Raw genomic sequence first — 20,362 nt, forward strand, 5'->3', positions numbered from 1 at the left:
TTATGAAGAATCTTATAATCGGTGAACATATTGTAAAATCTTTCGGTGAGGGCGATGAAAAACACAATGTTCTCGACGGAGTGTCCGTTGACATAAACGAGGGGGAATTTGTTGCGATCATGGGACCCTCGGGCTCGGGAAAATCAACGCTAATGTTTGCATTGAGCGGCATGGACAGTATTGATGGCGGAAGGGTTACGTTTGATGGAAATGATATATCGTCCGTCGGTGAGGCTGAACTTTCAGATTTACGTAGAACTAAAATGGGCTTTGTTTTTCAGCAGCCAACTATGCTTAAAAATCTAAATATTCTCGATAATATTATTCTTCCATCAATTCGTGATAATAGAAAAAACGTTGCAAAGATTTCAGAGAAAGCAAGAGGGCTTATGAAGAGGGTAGGCATTGCGGAGCTTGAGATGCGGGATATTACACAAGTTTCCGGAGGTCAGCTTCAGCGAGCGGGAATATGTCGAGCGCTTTTGAACAGCCCGAAAATCATCTTCGGCGATGAGCCTACAGGCGCACTAAATTCAAAATCGGCCCAGGAAATCATGGACATTTTTTCTGAAATTAACGCGGGCGGTACTGCAATTATGCTTGTCACTCACGATGCAAAGGTTGCGGCCCGTACGGAACGCATAATGTTTATGCTCGACGGAAAAATTGTCAGTGAGCTAAAGCTTCCAAAGTTTGACGGTACAGATATTGATGGCAGAGTTGAGAAAGTAACAGAAAAAATGTGGGAAATAGGAATATGAGTTGCTGTAACAACTAATACTGAATCTCACAATGGAAAATGAAAGATTTCTAGAGTAGTTACGTATCAAGTTGGCAATAAATGATTGGTCATAGAGAAAAGCAGGGGAATTGGTTCACTAGGCCTAAAGTAAAAGGATTCACGCATAGTTTTGTGTGTGAATCTTTTTTTGCCTTTGGAAGCAGGATGTGGATAAAACTCAGAAGTTGGGTGATAAAAATTAAAAGTTGGGCGATAATTTCTGAAAGTGTTCCGATAAAACTAAAAGTTGGATGTCATTCCCCCTCGCTGTGCTGAAGGGGCATACATTTTCAACTGAATTTCATGAAGGAAGAGCCTTTTATTAAAAGGTTCTTCCTTTTTTTGAATTAATACTTGCAAACTAAAAAGTCATAGTGTAATATCTAACTAGTACACTATGACGCGAGGTGTTTATGTTGAAAAAATTCGCAGGGCTTTTAAAAAAGGAATGGGTGCTCTATAGAGCATGGCTATTTGTTGGAATTTTTATTGGGATCACACTGTCAATATTAGTTCCATATTTAATTAGGCGGTTAAGTGATGGATTTACGATGGAAAATCAGCTGTCATTTGCTTTCTCAATACTAGTACTTATATTAGGTGGATTTTTTTCGATATTACAATTCCTAGCTAGTATCCGTCATGACTTAAAGACCAAAGAGATATGGCTGCATTCAACTAGTTCTATCGCACAGCTTGTAGGTGTGAAAATCGTATTTTCCTTAATAGGATACGCTATCTTTAATTTAATCTTTATGAGTATAGCTATTTATAAAATCAAAGAGGAATTTATAGGTAACTTCGCGCAAATGTTTTTATTGCTTTTATTTTATGTAGCAGTGATTGTTATGTTGCAATTGATGATGTTTGTGATCATGCTATTATTTTTAGCATTTAATCTCCAAATGAAACACTTTATTGGTGGTTTTTCCATTGTGATCACGATGGTTGCCTTTTTCATGAGTGTGAATTTATGGTTTAAATTTACAGCGAGTAATTTATATGATAATATTTTCCATCATATAGGAATTCGTTTGACTTTTCTGAATCAATTTTTCCCACAGGTACAATCATTTCCGTTTACCATGGGCACAATGTATGTCGTCGAAGAAGTAGCAACGATTATTTTTGTAGCGGTCTTATTTATCATAGCGACTAAGTGGCTTGAAAAGGTGGTTTTACGATGACAATCGACTTTTCGCGTGATAAGCCCATCTATAGCCAGCTCGTAGATCGGATATGTGGGGACATTTTGAAAGGGAAGCTAGTGCTTGGAGATCGACTTCCTTCGGTTCGAGAATATGCAGTGGAAACTGGTGTCAATGTGAATACTGTGCAACGAGTGTATAAGGAGTTAGAAGCAATGAATATAACGGAAACCAAACGAGGGCAAGGTACATTTATTACAACCGATGATGGGCGAATTGCTCTATTACGGGAAGATATGAAAAATCAACTGGCAGATCATTTTTTAACTTCTATTGAAGCGCTTGGGTTTTCAAAGGATGAGATGCTCGTTGTTTTACAAAATAAATCGTGAGGTGAAATAAATGCTACAGCTATCAAATGTTTCTTTTCGTTATATGAAAAAGCCTATTTTACAAGATGTGTCTTTTTCCATCCCTGTTGGACAAATCATTGGACTTGTTGGGGAAAATGGTAGTGGCAAGTCGACATTATTAAAAGTATTGGCCGGCCTATTACGTCCGACAAGTGGTGAGGTATTGCTAAATGGAACGTCTGTTACACGCAGAAGTGCTGATGAAATTGCCTATTTACCAGATATTGATTTGTTTTTTGATTTTTACACAGGTGAGCAGCTTTTTCAGCACTATGCCTCTCAATTCGAAGATTTTTCGTATGATAAAGCTTGTATCGTTGCAGAGTTTTTACAGGTTGATAAAAATGTGAAGCTACGGCAATTATCCAAGGGGAACCGTGGCCGGATGAAAATGGCCGCAACTCTTGGGCGAGAGGTACCTTTTTATTTAATGGATGAGCCTTTCTCTGGTCTGGATCCAATCGTTCGTGAACAGCTGATTAAAGGGTTAATTCAATTTACTGACATTGAACACCAAACAATATTATTATCAACGCATGAGTTATATGAGGTAGAGCCTATTTTAGATCAAATCATTTTATTGCAAAATGGATCGATCATTGCACAAGAGGAAGTAGAGATGATTCGAGATGTTTCGAATAAGGAAGCTGTGCAATGGATGAAGGCGTTTTATAAGAAAGGGTGAAATTTATGACAACACAACCAATTGTTCAATTGCAAAATTTATCAAAAACTATTGGTGGCAAGCAATTGATTCAGCAATTGAATATCGATTTATATCCAGGGCAAATCACTGGATTTTTAGGACCGAATGGCGCAGGGAAAACAACGACAATTCGTATGATGACAGGTCTTATGAATCCATCAGAAGGGAAAGTCATTATTGATGGTCTTTCCTTACAGGACAATTATGAGGAAGCGATTAGTAAAGTCGGTGTAATTGTAGAAAATCCGGAAATGTATAAATTTATGACGGGCTATAAAAACCTATTGCACTTTGCGCGTATGCATAAAAACGTTACAAAAGAGCGTATTCAAGAGGTAGTGAGACAGGTCGGCCTTGAAAATCGTATTCATGAAAAGGTTTCGACGTATTCGCTAGGGATGCGTCAGCGTTTAGGACTTGCTCAGGCACTACTTCATCGACCAAAATTTTTAATTTTAGATGAACCTACTAATGGTCTAGACCCAGCAGGTATTCGAGAGTTTCGTATGTACTTGCGTAAAATTGCAGCTGAGGATGGCGTATCTGTATTTGTTTCCAGTCATTTATTATCCGAAATTGAATTAATGTGTGATCGAGTAGCTGTCATACAAAATGGCAAACTCATCGATATTCGTGATATCAACGTTGAAACATCTTCGTTTTATTATATTGAAGCTACACCAAATGATCAGGCTGCAGCACTTCTACAAAAGCTCGATTACAACTTTGTGGCGGAAAATAACGGTTATGTAGTGGAAATAAAGAAAGAGGATATACCGAAACTCATTCCTCAATTTGTTAACGAAGAAATTCAATTATTTGCCGTACAACCGCATCAAAAAACGTTGGAGGATCAATTCTTAGAAATGACAGGAGGTGGCCAAATTGCTGAATCTAATTCAAAATGAGTGGATGAAATTATGGCATAAAAAAGGAACTTGGGCAATGGTTGCGCTACTAATCCTTTTTATTATTGGTCCTGGTATTATGATGAAATACCAGGAAATAAAGTACAATAGCAATAACAGTGAAACGTGGCAGGAAAGTGAACAGCAAGTCATTAATCTTAATAAAGAAATGATGGAAGATGAAAATATATCGGCAGAGGATAAAAAGCACTTTGAAGAGGAAATGGCTATTTCTGAGTATCGATTAGCAAATGAACTGCCGTCTCAAGAAGATGGAAGCGTAGCAAGCTTTATGTCATTTGCTGGTAATATGCTGAATTTAGTAACATTATTTACAGTTATTATTGCAGCAAGTATCGTATCAAGTGAATTTGCTACTGGTACGATTAAAATGCTATTAACGCGTCCAGTTTCACGGGCAAAAATATTAACTTCAAAATTACTTACAACTTTCATATTTGGACTCTTTTTATATGTTGTCACTTTCATAGTAAGTGCTCTAGTTGGACTTATACTATTTGGTGGCGGAACTGGTGTTGAGTTAGAAATGGTCAATGGTCAGATTGTTGAAAAAGCAGTGTGGAATGATTTAGCATACCACTATTTACTTTCTGGCGGAGACTTTGTCATGTCAATATTGTTTGCTTTCCTAGTGGGCTCTGTTTTCCGTTCAAGCTCTTTAGCAATTGGTTTAACGATGTTCTTATCCTTTACAGGCGGAATGATTGTCATGTTCTTAAGCAGATTTAAAATCGTTAAATATATTTGGTTAACTCATTCAGATTTAACACAATATGAACGTGGTAGTTCAATACTAGATGGCATTACAATGCCATTCTCACTCACGATCCTTGCGATTTATGCTGTTCTTTTCCTTGCGATCAGCTATATGTCCTTTATGAAACGTGACGTCACAGCGTAAATAATAGAATTCATGAAATGTAGTCCAATTGGTTTAAGCCAGACTTCCAATTGGGCTATGTTTTTTTCCTATAAATAAATCAAGCTTATGTGTAATAGGATTTAAAATTTTGGAATCCCTGCCTTCATTTCAAAAATAATGTTTATTTTTTGTATGAGTGATAATATAATGATAGCAACTTAATGAAAACGCTTTTTTCTATTAAGTGGTCTAGACAACTATACCAAAGGGGGATATTTAATGTTAGCTTTCTTACAAAAAATCGGTAAGTCGTTAATGTTTCCAATCGCTACATTACCAGCAGCCGCAATATTGTTACGCTTAGGCTCTGATGACATGCTTGGTGCAGTGTCAAATGATGTTATTAAGCATATTGCAAGTATTATGGCAGCATCTGGTGATGCGATTTTAGGTAATTTACCTATAATATTTGCGATTGGTATCGCGATGGGTCTAGCACATGATAATAGTGGTGGTGCAGCATTAGCGGGTGCCATTGCACATCTAGTGTTAGTCGCAGTATTAGGATCTGTAAATGAAGATCTGAATATGGGAGTATTCGGTGGCATTATTGCAGGTATTACAGCAGGCTTACTTTATAACAAATTCTATAATGTAAAATTCCCAGAATGGCTGTCATTCTTCGGAGGACGGCGTTTTGTGCCAATTATAACGTCCATCACGATGGCGGTTTTAGCAGGTATTTTAGCTGTTATATGGGGACCAATTCAAGGTGGTATTGATTCAGTAGGGAACTGGTTAATCGGTGCTGGATCACTTGGTGTTGGGTTATATGGCTTCTTAAATCGTCTATTAATTCCAGTCGGTTTACATCATGTTATTAATACGATCATATGGTTTGACTTTGGTGAATTTACTAATGCTGCAGGCGAACTTGTCAAAGGAGATATTCATCGATTTTTAGCAGGAGACCCATCAGCAGGACATTTCCAAGCAGGTTTCTTCCCAATTATGATGTTTGGATTACCAGCAGCGTGTCTTGCGATGTACTTTGCAGCGAAAAAGAAAAATCGTGCAGTAGTTGGTGGTATGTTCGTATCTATCGCGTTGACAGCATTTTTAACAGGTGTAACTGAGCCTATTGAATTTACATTTATGTTTTTATCACCAGTACTTTATGGGATCCATGCAGTTTTAACAGGTATTTCGCTTGCCGTTGCCTATATTATTGGATTCCGTGACGGTTTTGCTTTTTCCGCAGGTTTAATTGACTATCTTTTAAACTTTGGATTAGCAGATAGTCCATGGCTATTACTTCCTTTAGGATTAGGTTTCGGGGCAATTTACTTTGTCGTTTTCTATTTCTTAATCAAGAAGTTAGATTTAAAAACACCTGGTCGTGAAGACGAAGATGAAGAAGGGGCAGATGTTACTTCAGCTGTTTCTGATGATTTAGATGTACGTGCTTTCCATACAATCGAAGCATTAGGTGGACAAGAGAATATTAAGCAAGTTGATTACTGCACAACACGTCTTCGTATGACTGTTGGTGATGCGGATCAGATGGATGAAAAAACATTAAAACAAACGGGCGCACGTGGTGTTATGCGTATAAGTAAGACAAATGTGCAAGTAATTATCGGTACATCTGTAGAGTTTTTGGCAGAAGCTATGAAAGATCGCCTGAAAAAAGGGAATCCAGCGCCTTCAAATGTAGATGTACAAAAAGAAGCGTCTGTTGAAGAAGTAACAACAGCAGAAGGAACAAATCCTTCCAATGATTTTGAAATGCCGATTACAGGAGATTTAATACCGTTATCTGACGTGCCAGATGAAGCTTTCTCGTCAGGTATAATGGGGCCAGGTTTTGGTATTCATCCAAAGGATGGTACAGTTCATGCGCCATTTGATGGTCAAGTAGTAATGGTTTTCCCAACGAAGCATGCGATCGGTTTAAAATCTAATACAGGTGTTGAAATATTAATTCATGTCGGTTTAGATACGGTCACTCTAAATGGTGAAGGTTTTGAAGCAATGGTTACAGAAGGTCAAGTAATTAAACGTGGCGATACATTATTAAAAGTTGATTTTGAGAGTGTTAAAGACAAAGTACCGTCTATCGTTACACCAGTTGTTTTCACAAGTTTAATGGGGCAAGAAATTACACTTGAAAAAACTGGTTTCCAACGATCAGGTTCACGTAACATTATTTCGATGAAGAAGTAACAAACAAAGGATGCTGTCTAAAAAGGTCCATCTAACAAAATGAACATGCACTAATCGTAAATCCGCTTAATTTTCTGTGGGAAAGCATAGTCCCACAGAAATCTATGCGGGTCGTAGTACTATATCAAAATATTAGCATTGATAGGATCGCTTCAAACACTTAGGCCAGTATCTTCTATCAATCCTAGGAGATGTTTTTAATGAATTTATTAATCCGTAACATCACAGTTGTCAATGCAACAGGACGACTGGAATGTGTCGACGTTTTCATGAAGGATGGGGAAATTGCACAAATTGCGCAGCAAATTAACGCAGATCAAGTGCAAATTATAGATGGTACAGGGAAATTTTTATTCCCTGGTTATATCGATATGCATATTCATGGCTCTGCTCAAATGGACACGATGGATGCATCGAATGAAGGTCTTCATACGATGGCGAAATCACTTGCAAAAGAAGGAACAATAGGCTTTTTAGCAACGACGATGACACAAAGCTATCAAAATATTGAACGTGCTCTTGAAAATATTTCGGAGTTTACTTCAAATCCAGACGAGGCAGAACTTCTAGGTATTCATGTAGAAGGTCCTTTTATATCAAAAAAGCGTGTAGGTGCACAGCCGCTTGAATATGTTGTACCACCTGATTTCGCTGTTTTTACAAAGTGGCAAAACGTAAGTGCCTATAAAATTAAACAAATTACAATGGCGCCAGAAGAACCAAATGGATTTGAGGTCGTTCAAGCAATTGCAGATAGCGGTGTGGTCGTTTCAATTGGTCATTCTGATGCAACATTTGAACAAATGAAAGAAGCGGTTCGTCATGGTGCAACACAAGGCACACATTTATACAACCAAATGCGCCCATTCCATCATCGAGATCCAGGTGTTGTCGGTGGCGTATTATTATTAGAGGAAATGAAGGCAGAAATCATTGTTGATTTTATCCATATGCACAAGGATGCCGTGAATATGGCATATCGTTTAAAAGGAGCAGATGGTATTATTTTAATAACCGATGCAATGCGAGCAAAAGGAATGCCATATGGAGAATATGACTTAGGTGGTCAAATGGTTCATGTCTCCGAAAATGGAGCGCATTTATCAAATGGAGCCCTTGCTGGGAGTGTATTAAAAATGGACCAAGCTGTACGGAATATGCAACTCATCACGAACTGCACGTTAGAAGAACTTGTTAAAATGTCGAGCTACAATGCAGCAAAACAACTAAAACTGACGAACAAAGGACAAATCGAACAAGGATTTGATGCAGATGTTGTGATTCTGGATGAACAGTTAATGTTGCAACAAACAATTAAGGCTGGAAAAGTAATCTACGAAGCGTAAGATTTCGTATGCCTGTTTAATAAGTAAATAAGGGGGAATAGGAAATTGAGACTGGAACGCTTTGCTTCAAAAGAAGATTTATACGCTCGCGCAGTAGACATTATCGTGAATACTAAAAACGAAGGTGCTACAACGTTTGGTCTAGCTACAGGTGGTACAATGGAACCGTTGTATAGTAAAATTTGTGAAACTGATATTGATTTTACGAATTGTATCAGCTTCAACCTGGATGAATACGTTGGACTTAGTGCTAAACATAAACAAAGTTACGCATATTATATGTACAAACATTTATTTCACAACAAACCATTTAAAGAATCTTACCTACCGAATGGTTTAGCTAATAATCCTACTGAGGAAATGGCAAGCTATGAATCATTATTACAGCAGCATCCATTAGATTTTCAATTGCTTGGGATCGGACAAAACGGTCATATCGGCTTTAATGAACCAGGCACATCATTTGATTCGCTGACACATCTTGTAACGCTTGAAGAATCAACACGTCAAGCGAATGCACGTTTCTTTGATTCAATTGATGACGTTCCAACCCATGCATTTACGATGGGAATTCAATCAATCATGCGCGCTAAGTGCATTTTGTTAATCGCTGTAGGAGAAGCAAAACGTGATGTATTAGAACGCGTTCTTGCATCTGAATATACAGAAGATGTCCCGGCAAGTGTATTAACAAAACATCCTAATGTCATTATATTAACAGATTTAAAAAAGAGGAGAATGAACAATGAAAACAAAACAATTTACAGTAGTAGACCCACTAGGAATTCACGCACGTCCAGCAAGTCAATTAGTAGCAGCTGCAACACCTTTTGCTTCTTCTATCGAGTTACAGACAGAACAAAGAACAGCTAATTTAAAATCGATTTTAGGCGTTATGGGATTAGCTCTAAAACAAGGTTCAATGTTTACATTACACGTAGAGGGGGAGGATGAAGAACAAGCGTTTACTGCATTAACAAAATTAATTTCAGAAACGGGGCTAGCACAATGATCCGACTCAAAGGTATTGCCGCATCTGACGGCATTGCCATTGCAAAAGCATATTGTTTAGTACAACCGGATTTATCGTTTGCGAAAACAACTATTCAGGATATTGATGCAGAGCAGCAACGCTTAGTGGCCGCGCTTGAAAAATCAGCAGAAGAGTTAGCCGCTATTCAACAGCTAACGCAAGAAAAGTTAGGGGCGGAGGAAGCTGCCATTTTCGGTGCACATCTACTTGTCGTAAAAGATCCAGAATTAATTGGACCGATCAAACAAAAAATTGCCGAAGAAGCTGTCAATGCTGAATATGCATTGAATGAAGTTTCGACGATGTTTGTATCATTATTTGAAGGTATGGATAACGAATATATGAGTGAGCGTGCTGCAGATGTGAAAGACGTGTCAAACCGCGTTTTAGCGCATCTACTCGGTGTACATATTCCAAATCCAAGCAATATTAATGAACAGGTGATTGTTGTAGCAACTGATTTAACACCTTCTGAGACTGCACAATTGGACCGTAATTTTGTACTTGGCTTTACAACGGATATTGGTGGTCGTACTTCACACTCTGCCATTATGGCACGTTCACTAGAAATTCCTGCCGTTGTAGGGACAGGTACAGCAGTTGAGTCCATTCAAGATGGAGATTTATTAATCGTGGATGGTTTAACAGGTGATGTACTTGTGAACCCAACAGAAGAAGTGGTTGCAACCTATAGAAAAAAAGCGGAAGACTTTACTGCTCAACAAGCAGAGTGGGCAACATTACTAAATGAAAAAACGATTTCCAAAGACGGTGTTCAAGTTGAACTAGCTGCGAACATTGGGTCACCAAATGATTTAGAAGGCGTTCTACGTCATGGTGGTGAAGGAATCGGTTTATATCGTACAGAATTTTTATATATGGGACGAGACAATTTACCTTCTGAGGAAGAACAATTTATGGCCTATAAAACGGTATTAGAAGGAATGGAAGGTAAAGCGGTTGTCATCCGAACACTCGATATTGGTGGAGATAAAAATTTACCATATTTACCGCTTCAAGAAGAAATGAATCCGTTTCTCGGTCATCGCGCGATTCGTCTATGTTTAGAGTATCAAGACATTTTCCGTACACAATTGCGTGCATTACTACGTGCATCCAATTACGGTAACTTAAAAATTATGTTCCCTATGATTGCGACATTGCAAGAATTCCGTGACGCGAAAGCGATTCTTTTAGAAGAAAAGGAAAACCTACTTGCACAAGGCGTAACGGTAAGTGAGATTGAAATTGGCATTATGGTTGAAATTCCATCAACAGCAGTGATGGCAGATATTTTTGCGAAAGAAGTAGACTTCTTCTCGATTGGTACAAATGATTTAATCCAATATACGATGGCAGCGGATCGTATGAATGAAAAAGTATCTTATTTATATCAACCGTACAATCCTGCTATTTTACGTTTGATTAAAATGGTCATTGATGCTGCTCACAAAGAAAATAAATGGGCTGGTATGTGTGGTGAAATGGCAGGGGATGAATATGCTGTACCACTATTACTTGGTTTAGGTCTAGATGAATTTTCAATGAGTGCAACATCCATTTTAAAAACACGTACCTTAATTAAACATTTATCCGTAGCGGATATGCGAGTATTAGCAACAGAAGCATTACAATTAACAACATCTGATGAAATATTAGCTAGAGTGAAGCAAGCTGTTCATTAATTGAAAATAATAAGTAGTTGAAGATCATGAAAGAGGGTGATCTTTAACTGCTTTTTTATTTAGGACCATTCTTGCTAATGATTTGTTTAGGAAAGGATTTAGGACGTAAATACATTTCGATATCAAAGAGTGTACTAAGGCAGATTCTCATTAGCAATTGCTTCATAGTTATTCGTTAATGGAATGTTCCCATATTGTTTCGAAAACGAAATATGTAACAGCGGATATAGAGGCGTTTTTATCGGTTTGTCATACGATCTACAAACGGTTAGCAAATTAGAATTAATTATATTGAACTTTTACGTTAATCTGCATCATTTATTCACATTTACTTTCTATACTAGGGGAATATCGGAATTCATAACTAGTTTAAGAAGAGTGGGAAAAATGAAAGCAGGGAAAATAAATTTTTGAGTTTAATAGTAACGAAAGATGAATGGCTAAATTGGAAGTAACTTGCTAATGCGGGTAAGTTACAAAAGAAGGTGAATGTATGTATAGTTTAATATCGAAAATAAGTCAAATAATCAGTGAACCTATAACAGTATTTTTAAACGCCTATGAACATTCCCCATTCATTATAGCAATTCTTCTCGGATTAGTAGGCGCTTTAGCACCTTGTCAATTAACGGGGAATATGAGTGCTATCACTTTTTATGGAAATCGATCTTTGCAAATGAAAAACAATTGGCAGGAAATTGTATTTTTTATATTAGGGAAAGTCGTTGTTTTTAGTTTAATAGGTTTATTCGCCTGGCTATTCGGTCAGTCCTTTGAAACGGAGATGACAAAGTATTTTCCAATTTTTCGTCAAGCTATTGGTCCAATCATGCTAATAACAGGGCTCGTCCTAATTGGAGTTTTAAAATTAAAATTTTTAAATCGAATCCCTACTTATATTCCTGCTGTTTTAAAAGAGGGAAAATTGGGCTCCTTTCTGATGGGGGCTAGTTTTTCTATTGCATTTTGCCCTACGATGTTTGTGCTATTTTTCGTATGGTTAATGCCTACTGTTGTAACCTCTTCATATGGGGTAGTTTTGCCGGCCATTTTTGGAATTGCCACTTCTGTGCCACTTCTAGTGATGCTGGGGCTTATCCATTTATTTGACGCAAAAAGGTTTATTATGCGTACAAGCATGAAAATGGGAAGAGTGATTCAAGTCGTAGCGGGGATTATTCTTATTCTAATCGGCCTAACGGATACAATTACTTACTGGGGGTTGTATTAAAGTGGAAGAAAGTAAAAAGAAGAGAAGTAAAGTAAAAATAAAATAGCGATATGTACTTACAATATTTCGCATTTCTCCCGTTAAAATAAACAACCTTTTGCTTTTGGTTGCACAGGAGAAAAGCGAATTTTTTTGATTTCGTTAATGGGAAAGTGCTTTTATGTATAATAGAGCAGACAATGCAAATTTTCTTATAAATATGAATAGAAAGAGTGAAAAAAATGATAGGTGCAACATTATTATTTATCCTTGCAGGTATTGGGGAAATTGGAGGCGGCTATTTAATATGGCTTTGGTTAAGAGAAGGTAAACCATTTTACTGGGGCGTTTTAGGCGGAATTGCGTTAGCTTTATATGGAGTAGTCGCTACTTTTCAATCCTTTCCAACCTTTGGGAGGGTCTATGCTGCCTATGGAGGTGTCTTTATTGTCCTTTCCATTTTGTGGGGCTGGGGAATAGACGGAGAAAAACCAGACATATTAGATTGGGTTGGAGCTGGTATTTGTTTGATTGGTGTGATGGTGATTTTATTACCTCGTTCCTGATAGATTGTTAAAGTGATTAAAGTAGAACATTAAGCTAAAAAAGGCCAATTTTTCATTAATTTAGTGTGAAAATCAAATTAGAGGATTTTTAGAATTTGAATCGAATATTTGTAGTAATGCCGAAAAAGTATGGGGGTTGCAATTTTGCTACTTTATTATTGATGTGTATCATCTACCTAAAAAAATTTAAAATAATTTAGGAGTTGATATATGATGATATACAAAAATTCTATTGATGGAACTTCGGATGAGATGTTGAACGGCTTTTTTGTGGATTGGCCGAATCCACCAAATCCCCAAACTCACTTAAAGTTGCTAAAAAATAGTAGTAAAGTAGTTATTGCTTTAGACGATCATGCGAACCAAGTAGTTGGATTTATTACAGCGATTAGCGATGGGGTTCTATCTGCTTATATTCCGTTTCTTGAAGTTTTGCCGGATTATAAAGGAAAAGGTATTGGTAAGGAATTAGTCAATCAAATGTTAAAGGAACTTGATCATATTTATATGGTTGATTTGTGTTGTGACAATGACTTAGTTCCTTATTATGAAGAGTTTGGCATGATCAAATCAAACGGTATGCTTGTTAGGAATTACGAAATGCAATCGGGAATTTCAAACAAATAAATAGTTAGAAAAACGCTTGGATATATTCCAAGCGTTTTTTCGTGCTTAATTATTCGTCAATGCTTTCTACGATTTCATGTGTGAGATGATTGTTATTTTTTTATAGCAACAAAACGTAATCTGCAATAATCAGCAACCCATTGATGATTCTGATAAAGCATTGGCTTTAATAATTGTTCGCATTTTGCATAAATGTGTTCTTTTTCAGTTTCCGATAAATGCTGGAGCATATTAGTGCTGAACATTACTAACCAATTTCGTAGCCCATCCTCGCCCTGAAGCGGTGTTGGACGTTCATATAGTGAAATCATGTCAACTGTAAATCCAGCACCTTCCAACTTCGATTGATATTCTTCTACAGTTGGAAAATACCACGGGAAATATTCCTCAATATAAGGAAGGTTATATTCTTCCATACTTTTTTGAAGCGCCCAAACAATAGAAGCAATATTACCGTGTCCACCCATTTCAGCGATGAAGCGACCACCTTGTTTAAGTGCACTGTGAATGTTTTTGATGACCGCATCCGGATGCTTCATCCAATGTAATGCAGCGTTTGAAAAGGCAGCATCGAATTGATTGGTTATATGAAGTGCTGTAGCATCCATTGTGAAAAACGTAATGGATGGATATTTTTGCTGTGCAGCAATAATCATATCGTGGGAGGCATCTATCCCTTGAACATGGGCGCCATGAGTAGCAATTTCATGGGCTAAGTCACCAGTGCCACAGCCGACATCTAAAACTCTTTCATTTATTTGTGGAGCCAGCAAATCAACTAAGCTTCCTCCAAATTTTGAAACAAAGTCATGTTTTTGATCATATAAATTCGCATTCCATTTTGGTGTCATTTCCCTCATCTCCTTTGTTTGAGCATAACAGAGAGTTTAATTGTACAGAAATGCGTAAAATGATTAGTTTTGATTCCACATTGGAATATAGGGGGACCGGTTTAATAGTTTCGGTAGACCGTATCATAAGTAAGTGCGGTAAAAATGAAAGTCCTAAAGTATTGATTTACCTGTGCAGCTACTCAATTAAGTCATTTTTTTATTATATTATATGGAAGAATTGTATAAATAATATATAAGCATTTTGTTATAGGTAAAATGAAGGTATAATTTACTTTATGTTGAAAAAAATTGGAAAATAGATTCGGTTGTAATTTTCGGGAAAATGAATTTTCACAATTTAAATGAGGGTGGTTTTTTTATGTGGATTTTTTTGGGGGGGATAATAATAGGACTTTTACTACTATGTATACGCCTACATTATCAAAAATTTAAGCTTCAACAAAAAGTAGAGTTATTAGAACCACTGGTGGAATCGGTTGAAAATATACGTGATATTTTATATTACTGTGAGACGGTTCCTAAGTTGAAATATCTATATTTAAGTCCTACTGTTAATAATCTCCTTGGTCCAAATGCATTAAGAGATCATGTACAGGATCCTGATAAAATTTTCGAAATAATCCATCCAGATGATTATGAGATCTTAGTAAAGAAAATAGTAGGGACACTTAATTTTAACCAGCCTATTACGGTACGCTTAAGAAATCATCTAGGGGAATACATTTGGTCTGAAGAATATGCTACGCCTGTTTATAAGGACGGCAAGTTTGTAGCTATACAAGGTTTATTTAGAAATATTAATGATAAAATCGTATTACAACAGCAATTAGAGTACAAATCTACTCATGACGCCTTAACAAATTTGTATAATCGTGATTATTTTCAAGTAAAGATGGCTCATTTTAACGAACACAACGACCCGATTACAGTAGTCCTAGCAGATTTAGATGAGCTGAAATGGGTTAATGACGAATATGGTCATCAAATGGGAGATAAATTAGTTTGTGAAACAGCAGCTTGTTTGGAAGCTTATGCAGATAATGACATGCTTATAGCAAGAATCGGTGGTGATGAATTCTCTATTCTTATTCCAAATAAAAGCGTTTTACAAGTCGAGCAATATTTAAAAAATGTTGAGATGAAAATGCAAAGAGACTATAAAGATTTGCCGTTCTCATCGATTAAAATATCTATCGGATATGAATATAGCAATTCCTCTTACGGCGTTATGGAGCAGTTGTTTAGCCAAGCAGATGCGAAGATGTATAAAAATAAGAAGAAAAGAAAATTATTAAAGGAAAAGGTTTAGTCTGTTATGTTGACGCAGTAAACCGCACTATAAGGAAGTGCACTTATGAAAAGAGAGCTTGGGACATAATAAAAAGTCATCATTTTTCGAAAGTAAAAATGGTGACTTTTTGCTATTGAAGGAATTGTTTTTAGTTCTAGGTACGCTTTGAGGGGGTGTTCCTGAATTTGTATTCTCAAGTGTATCATTGTTTCACTAGGGGCCGAACCTGGACTTCTGTAAATTTAGTAACTATCAAATTTTTATAAAAAAGTTCCGGGCGGGGAAAGAAAGGTAAGATTTTTATGCTATAATTTCATAGCGGACTTTTAGTTCGTCAGTACATATTCAATAGTTCGAAGCAATGCAACCTAGTAATAAAAATAGATGGAGATTCATTCATAATGAAAAGGTTCTTACTAAAATGGTTAGGATTAGCAGCTATTTACTCAATAGGTGTAGCAATTAGTCTATTAACTTCAACAAATGTTTTTATGCCTGACACAGGCTTAGACTCCCGAAAAATTGAGCGCAATATAAAGAAATTAAGGTTATCTTTATGGTTCAATGATTTATATGAAGATGACCGGCATCATAGCAGTTTCTTTATCAATATACATGTTAGAAAGTATTTAGAAAGCTCTATTCGTGTTTATCTACTAAAGAGTAGCGAAAAAGAACAGAAAAAATTTATTCAACTATTAGAGAAAGTCGCTCAAGAACGAGAGAAAAATAAAGTTAAAAAAACTGCCTGAATCCGTATCAAATAAATCTCTAGTAAACAAAGTAAACTCCTTGTTTACTAGAGATTTTTATTGTAATTATTTTATTAAAATGCTCTTGTTTTTAGCGTTCCAAAGTACAGTTTTACCAAGTGCTTCACTTACAAAGCGAAGTGGAACAAATGTCGTGCCATTTATGACTTCAGGTTTTACTTGAAGTGTCTTGTAACTGCCGTTAACAGTTACAAGATAGCTATTAGTATTTAATACGATCTTTGAACCGTTTAACTGTACTGTAATATCATTGGTTTTAGAATTCCAGTCAACTTTTGCACCAAGTTCTTCACTTACAAAGCGTAAAGGAACTAATGTTGTTTCTTTTTTAGTGAAAGGTGCAACAGCAAGCGTTTTGCTTTTACCATTTATATAGGCTGTTTTACTGTTTAAATATAATAAAATCTCGTTACTTTTTGTTGTTGCGTTTGGATAACCAGCAGTTAAAGTATACGTACCAGAAGAATATTGATTACCCCAATAGTCAGCGTAAACTTCGATATAGTATGTGCCGGCTGCTAAATATTTTGAATAAGACTGTGAGCTAGAGCTATAATCCAACAATTTTTTATTTGCATCATAAATTTTAAAACGTGTTGGCGCTGAAGTATCGGATAACGAGACGTTAACATTGCCTTCTTTATTTAACGTAATTGAATAAAAATCAATATCGCCGCTATTTGACAATTGAGATTTAATTGGAGCATTTGACTTGATAGGGAAAGCATTTTCAAGCGTATCATTAGGTTCAAATGTTGATGGATTGTGCTCTTTGGAATTTGTAGAATAAGTCGCAATTAAGTCATACGTACCAGAAGAGTATTTATTATCCCAATAGAAATCATAAACTTTAATATAATATGTACCAGCTTTTAAAGGTTGGGAAAGAGAAGAGTTATTACTAGCAATTAATTGTTTATTACTATCATATAGATCAAATTTAATTGGTGCAGAAGTATTTGCTAAATAAATATGAACATCACCACTGTCTACAGTCGTACTAAACTTATAGAAATCTAAGTCATACACATTTGAAAGTAAAGAAGAAATCTTTTTTCCTGACTGTATAGGGAAAGCATATTCACGCGTATCATTAGGTTCAAATGTAGTCGAATCATGAGTTACATTTCCACTACCATACGTCGCTTTAATTTCATAAGAACCACTAGAATATCTATCATCCCAATGGTCAGGCTTAACTTCGATATAGTATGTACCTGCTTTTAAAGTTTGGAAAGTAGATGAGACATTCCAAGCAATAATTCCAATAAAATTTTTATTACTATCATATAGAGAGGAATTGATTGGCGCAGTAGTATTTGCTAAATAAATATGAACATCACTATCTTGCGTAGTATTAATTTGATACCACTGTGATTCATCTGAAGATGTTAGTGTGTTTGAATGTGTGTTGCCAGATTCTAAATAAATCGTATCTGATGCATGACTTGTTGAAGCGAATCCAACCATAGCAAACATCACAAGAAATAAACTTAAAATATGTTTTTTCAATAATGACACTCCTTTAAAATAATATTGTATTATTATACAAATAAATAACTATAATATCAACAAAAGGATAAATTAACCTAGTTTTAAAGGATTATATCTTAAAGAAAAAATACTAAATAGCTGATGGAAATTAAATTTCAACTTCATGAAATTGGTATAAATATTATTTTAAGGTAATTGTTGATGAATATTAATGAACTATGTATCAGGGCAGTATATTAAATTATAGATGGACAACTAGCGACTTTTTACCCTAAATATATAACGAATCAAGATGCAAATAATAATGGTTATATCTAACCCGACCTTGCGAATAAATGAATATGTCGTTAGGTCTTTTTGGTGACCGTAAATTTATTTGCTTTGGAGTGGTACCAGTCCCAGCTAAACAAATACAATTGTTCACAAAAAAATTTCACCCTCATGTGTTGTTTTTTTGTCAACGTTTATTGGATAAAAAAAATAAGGGATGTGGTTCAGTGACTTGGGTAATTAGCGCTTGTCATCTCAATAACTGTTGCATTAGTGGAGTAATTTTGTTAATAATTGCTTTTGTAGCGTTCCTTTAACTTCTTTCAGCAGGAGATCTTTGTGCAATCACAAGGTCGAAACTGGACGCAAATGGGTAGAATTTATCTTAAGTGTTGACAAAATGTCAACATGATAATAAACTTCTTGATAATGATAATTTTATATACAACTGTTTAATGTATGTTAGTCACAGTAAGAAGGAGGAATCAAAGATGGCTGAGCAGAGAAACAGTATTACTCTTGGTGTATTGCTGAGAGAATTATTAAAAGAACGTTCATTATCTATGCGGAAGTTTAGTGAACTCACTGGAATCGATACAGCTACGATTTCACGGATAATAAATGGAAAGAGAAAAGCGACCCCACAACATTTAGAAAAATTTGCTGACTGCCTTGGCGTTCCGTTAATCAATCTTTTTGAAGCAGCGGGATACGCTATAGAACAGAGACAAGAAGAGTCAGATTCAGATTCAGATTCAGATATGCATACGTCTGTTGACGCAATACAGGCTCTACTTAAATCTTCAAATGTTTATGATGATGAATTTTCGGTAGCACATGTTGAACAGAAACTAGAAAGCTATGGATTATATGCGCAAACAGAAGAAGGTAAAAGTTCGATTCATAATGATTTTGATGAAAAAATTAAGAGTGTAGGTAGCATAGGTCCGTTTATAAGCAAATTAAAAGAGTTATATGAGAAATTCTCATTAGGAAAGGGCACAATTTTTGAACTAACTGTAATTGGAAGTACATTATTATATTTTATTATTCCAGTAGATGTTATACCTGATTATCTATTTGCTGTTGGTTATTTAGACGATGCCATAGCTGTACAACTTACTTCAAAGGCATTACTAAAAATATAATTTAGAGTTAATGATAGGTGGATATGGATGAAAAAAAGCAAAAAGAGCCGTAAATGGCTAAGAAATTTGTTCTTAGCATTCGCATTAGTAATCGTAGCAGGGCTTATTTATTCGGTTTATCAATACAAGAGTGGATTGGCTATGGCAGACGATAGTCGTATTAAAGATAACGAAAAGGCGTATGACCCATTTGAAGGTGCAGATGTGCAATTTGGTCAGATTAATGTGCTATTACTGGGAAGTGACGCTAGGGACGAGGATGGTAGATCGGATTCGTTAATGATTGCACACTATGACCAAACGACGAATGATGTAAAACTTATTTCTATCATGAGAGATACGTATGTTGACATCCCAGGGCACGGAATGAATAAAATAAATTCTGCTTTTGCCTTTGGAGGTCCTGAACTTGTAAGGAAAACAATTAAGCAAAATTTTGATATTGATGTTAATTACTACGCTATCGCGGATTTTAAAGGATTCCCCAAAATTATTGACCTTTTAGCACCGGATGGAATTGAAGTTGATATTCCATATGAAATGTCCTATGGAATTAGTATGACCTTACATCCTGGAAAACAAACTTTACATGGTGACGGGTTATTAGGCTATGTACGATTCCGCCACGACCGTTTAAGTGATTTTGGACGAGTGGAACGCCAGCAAGAGGTTTTGACAAAGGTGAAAGAACAAATCGGTGTTTCAAGCTTAATGAATTTGCCAAAATTACTTGGTGTTGCAGATTCATATTTTGATACAAATGTTGATAATAAAACAATCCTTACCATTGGAAAAGGGATTGTAAATGGAAAATCTAGTATGGACACTTTACGAATTCCAGTTGCAAATTCTTATGAAGATAAACGTACGAATGTAGGAGATGTTTTAGATATTAACTTAGATAAGAACAAACAGGCGTTAGAGGAGTTTTTATCATCGAAGGACAGTGAAAAAATGGCTAAGACAGACGAAATTTCATCTTAAGTGAAAAGGTATCGAG

Annotated in this window: 19 protein-coding genes and 1 pseudogene; 18 read left to right on the top strand and 2 right to left on the bottom strand. The window is 36.0% G+C overall.

The window, feature by feature from the left end; translation table 11 throughout:
- The first annotated feature begins 2 nt into the window (after window positions 1-2).
- The 14 genes and pseudogenes from B1B04_RS05070 (at window position 3) to B1B04_RS05135 (ending at window position 13,532) form a co-directional block, all read left to right on the top strand.
- Window positions 3-761 (top strand): ABC transporter ATP-binding protein, encoded by a 759-nt coding sequence (locus B1B04_RS05070; RefSeq protein WP_079560218.1) that lies wholly within the window; start codon window positions 3-5, stop codon window positions 759-761.
- 433 nt (window positions 762-1,194) lie between these two features.
- Complete coding sequence (locus B1B04_RS05075) at window positions 1,195-1,968, top strand: hypothetical protein (protein ID WP_240518206.1); 774 nt, start codon at window positions 1,195-1,197, stop codon at window positions 1,966-1,968.
- A complete protein-coding gene (locus B1B04_RS05080) occupies window positions 1,965-2,321 on the top strand; it encodes a GntR family transcriptional regulator (RefSeq protein ID WP_079560220.1) in 357 nt (118 codons plus the stop codon). The genes B1B04_RS05075 and B1B04_RS05080 overlap by 4 nt, the downstream gene beginning before the upstream one ends.
- Window positions 2,322-2,331: 10 nt before the next feature.
- On the top strand, window positions 2,332-3,027 hold the full coding sequence (locus B1B04_RS05085; RefSeq protein ID WP_079560221.1) for an ABC transporter ATP-binding protein: 696 nt from the start codon (window positions 2,332-2,334) through the stop codon (window positions 3,025-3,027).
- A gap of 5 nt (window positions 3,028-3,032) precedes the next feature.
- Window positions 3,033-3,956, top strand: a complete 924-nt coding sequence (locus tag B1B04_RS05090; protein ID WP_079560222.1) for an ABC transporter ATP-binding protein — start codon at window positions 3,033-3,035, stop codon at window positions 3,954-3,956.
- The gene (locus B1B04_RS05095) at window positions 3,925-4,878 is read left to right on the top strand and encodes an ABC transporter permease (RefSeq protein ID WP_240518207.1); all 954 of its coding nucleotides are present in this window, start codon (window positions 3,925-3,927) and stop codon (window positions 4,876-4,878) included. Before B1B04_RS05090 ends, B1B04_RS05095 begins: the two co-directional genes overlap by 32 nt.
- 240 nt (window positions 4,879-5,118) lie before the next feature.
- Window positions 5,119-7,065: an N-acetylglucosamine-specific PTS transporter subunit IIBC gene (gene nagE, locus B1B04_RS05100; protein WP_079560224.1), complete on the top strand. Its 1,947-nt coding sequence runs from the start codon at window positions 5,119-5,121 to the stop codon at window positions 7,063-7,065.
- 200 nt (window positions 7,066-7,265) lie between these two features.
- Window positions 7,266-8,411, top strand: coding sequence for an N-acetylglucosamine-6-phosphate deacetylase (nagA, locus tag B1B04_RS05105; protein ID WP_079560225.1), 1,146 nt, complete (start codon window positions 7,266-7,268; stop codon window positions 8,409-8,411).
- Window positions 8,412-8,456: 45 nt separating this feature from the next.
- Window positions 8,457-9,134 (top strand): annotated as a pseudogene (locus B1B04_RS05110) (glucosamine-6-phosphate deaminase); the annotation flags it as partial.
- Between the two features lie 22 nt (window positions 9,135-9,156).
- Window positions 9,157-9,423 (top strand): HPr family phosphocarrier protein, encoded by a 267-nt coding sequence (locus B1B04_RS05115; protein ID WP_079560226.1) that lies wholly within the window; start codon window positions 9,157-9,159, stop codon window positions 9,421-9,423.
- Window positions 9,420-11,129, top strand: a complete 1,710-nt coding sequence (gene ptsP / locus B1B04_RS05120) for a phosphoenolpyruvate--protein phosphotransferase (protein ID WP_079560227.1) — start codon at window positions 9,420-9,422, stop codon at window positions 11,127-11,129. Before B1B04_RS05115 ends, ptsP begins: the two co-directional genes overlap by 4 nt.
- 493 nt (window positions 11,130-11,622) lie before the next feature.
- Complete coding sequence (locus tag B1B04_RS05125; protein ID WP_079560228.1) at window positions 11,623-12,360, top strand: urease accessory protein UreH domain-containing protein; 738 nt, start codon at window positions 11,623-11,625, stop codon at window positions 12,358-12,360.
- Between the two features lie 221 nt (window positions 12,361-12,581).
- Window positions 12,582-12,905 (top strand): YnfA family protein, encoded by a 324-nt coding sequence (locus B1B04_RS05130; protein ID WP_079560229.1) that lies wholly within the window; start codon window positions 12,582-12,584, stop codon window positions 12,903-12,905.
- A 213-nt stretch (window positions 12,906-13,118) separates the two neighbouring features.
- Window positions 13,119-13,532, top strand: a complete 414-nt coding sequence (locus B1B04_RS05135) for a GNAT family N-acetyltransferase (protein ID WP_079560377.1) — start codon at window positions 13,119-13,121, stop codon at window positions 13,530-13,532.
- Between the two features lie 92 nt (window positions 13,533-13,624).
- On the opposite strand, the gene B1B04_RS05140 is transcribed toward B1B04_RS05135, so the two are convergent.
- Window positions 13,625-14,383 carry a class I SAM-dependent methyltransferase gene (locus B1B04_RS05140; RefSeq protein WP_079560230.1) on the bottom strand — a complete coding sequence of 253 codons (759 nt, stop codon included), beginning with the start codon at window positions 14,381-14,383 and terminating at the stop codon, window positions 13,625-13,627.
- Between the two features lie 361 nt (window positions 14,384-14,744).
- Here B1B04_RS05140 and B1B04_RS05145 point away from each other — a divergent pair, with 361 nt between their 5' ends.
- Both B1B04_RS05145 and B1B04_RS05150 read left to right on the top strand, forming a co-directional pair.
- Window positions 14,745-15,695, top strand: coding sequence for a sensor domain-containing diguanylate cyclase (locus tag B1B04_RS05145; protein ID WP_079560231.1), 951 nt, complete (start codon window positions 14,745-14,747; stop codon window positions 15,693-15,695).
- Window positions 15,696-16,078: 383 nt separating this feature from the next.
- Entirely contained in the window at window positions 16,079-16,429 is a 351-nt protein-coding gene (locus B1B04_RS05150; protein WP_079560232.1) for a hypothetical protein, read from the top strand.
- 66 nt (window positions 16,430-16,495) lie between these two features.
- On the opposite strand, the gene B1B04_RS05155 is transcribed toward B1B04_RS05150, so the two are convergent.
- Entirely contained in the window at window positions 16,496-17,962 is a 1,467-nt protein-coding gene (locus B1B04_RS05155) for a copper amine oxidase N-terminal domain-containing protein (RefSeq protein ID WP_079560233.1), read from the bottom strand.
- A gap of 743 nt (window positions 17,963-18,705) precedes the next feature.
- Here B1B04_RS05155 and B1B04_RS05160 point away from each other — a divergent pair.
- Both B1B04_RS05160 and B1B04_RS05165 read left to right on the top strand, forming a co-directional pair.
- Entirely contained in the window at window positions 18,706-19,362 is a 657-nt protein-coding gene (locus B1B04_RS05160; protein WP_079560234.1) for a helix-turn-helix domain-containing protein, read from the top strand.
- Between the two features lie 141 nt (window positions 19,363-19,503).
- Complete coding sequence (locus B1B04_RS05165; protein ID WP_481817175.1) at window positions 19,504-20,346, top strand: LCP family protein; 843 nt, start codon at window positions 19,504-19,506, stop codon at window positions 20,344-20,346.
- The last annotated feature ends 16 nt before the right edge of the window (window positions 20,347-20,362 follow it).

This window comes from Lysinibacillus sp. KCTC 33748, from assembly GCF_002237755.1.
In the GTDB taxonomy this organism is placed as follows: Bacteria; Bacillota; Bacilli; order Bacillales_A; family Planococcaceae; genus Lysinibacillus.

Excerpts from the sequence above, each read along its gene's own strand:
- B1B04_RS05085 (WP_079560221.1), top strand. The coding sequence starts at position 2,332 with ATGCTACAGCTATCAAATGTTTCTTTTCGTTATATGAAAAAGCCTATT.
- B1B04_RS05165 (WP_481817175.1), top strand. The coding sequence starts at position 19,504 with ATGGCAGACGATAGTCGTATTAAAGATAACGAAAAGGCGTATGACCCA.
- B1B04_RS05070 (WP_079560218.1), top strand. The coding sequence starts at position 3 with ATGAAGAATCTTATAATCGGTGAACATATTGTAAAATCTTTCGGTGAG.
- B1B04_RS05125 (WP_079560228.1), top strand. The coding sequence starts at position 11,623 with ATGTATAGTTTAATATCGAAAATAAGTCAAATAATCAGTGAACCTATA.
- nagA (WP_079560225.1), top strand. The coding sequence starts at position 7,266 with ATGAATTTATTAATCCGTAACATCACAGTTGTCAATGCAACAGGACGA.
- B1B04_RS05145 (WP_079560231.1), top strand. The coding sequence starts at position 14,745 with ATGTGGATTTTTTTGGGGGGGATAATAATAGGACTTTTACTACTATGT.
- B1B04_RS05080 (WP_079560220.1), top strand. The coding sequence starts at position 1,965 with ATGACAATCGACTTTTCGCGTGATAAGCCCATCTATAGCCAGCTCGTA.
- ptsP (WP_079560227.1), top strand. The coding sequence starts at position 9,420 with ATGATCCGACTCAAAGGTATTGCCGCATCTGACGGCATTGCCATTGCA.
- B1B04_RS05130 (WP_079560229.1), top strand. The coding sequence starts at position 12,582 with ATGATAGGTGCAACATTATTATTTATCCTTGCAGGTATTGGGGAAATT.
- B1B04_RS05115 (WP_079560226.1), top strand. The coding sequence starts at position 9,157 with ATGAAAACAAAACAATTTACAGTAGTAGACCCACTAGGAATTCACGCA.
- B1B04_RS05090 (WP_079560222.1), top strand. The coding sequence starts at position 3,033 with ATGACAACACAACCAATTGTTCAATTGCAAAATTTATCAAAAACTATT.
- B1B04_RS05160 (WP_079560234.1), top strand. The coding sequence starts at position 18,706 with ATGGCTGAGCAGAGAAACAGTATTACTCTTGGTGTATTGCTGAGAGAA.
- B1B04_RS05075 (WP_240518206.1), top strand. The coding sequence starts at position 1,195 with ATGTTGAAAAAATTCGCAGGGCTTTTAAAAAAGGAATGGGTGCTCTAT.
- B1B04_RS05150 (WP_079560232.1), top strand. The coding sequence starts at position 16,079 with ATGAAAAGGTTCTTACTAAAATGGTTAGGATTAGCAGCTATTTACTCA.
- B1B04_RS05135 (WP_079560377.1), top strand. The coding sequence starts at position 13,119 with ATGATATACAAAAATTCTATTGATGGAACTTCGGATGAGATGTTGAAC.
- nagE (WP_079560224.1), top strand. The coding sequence starts at position 5,119 with ATGTTAGCTTTCTTACAAAAAATCGGTAAGTCGTTAATGTTTCCAATC.
- B1B04_RS05140 (WP_079560230.1), bottom strand. The coding sequence starts at position 14,383 with ATGACACCAAAATGGAATGCGAATTTATATGATCAAAAACATGACTTT.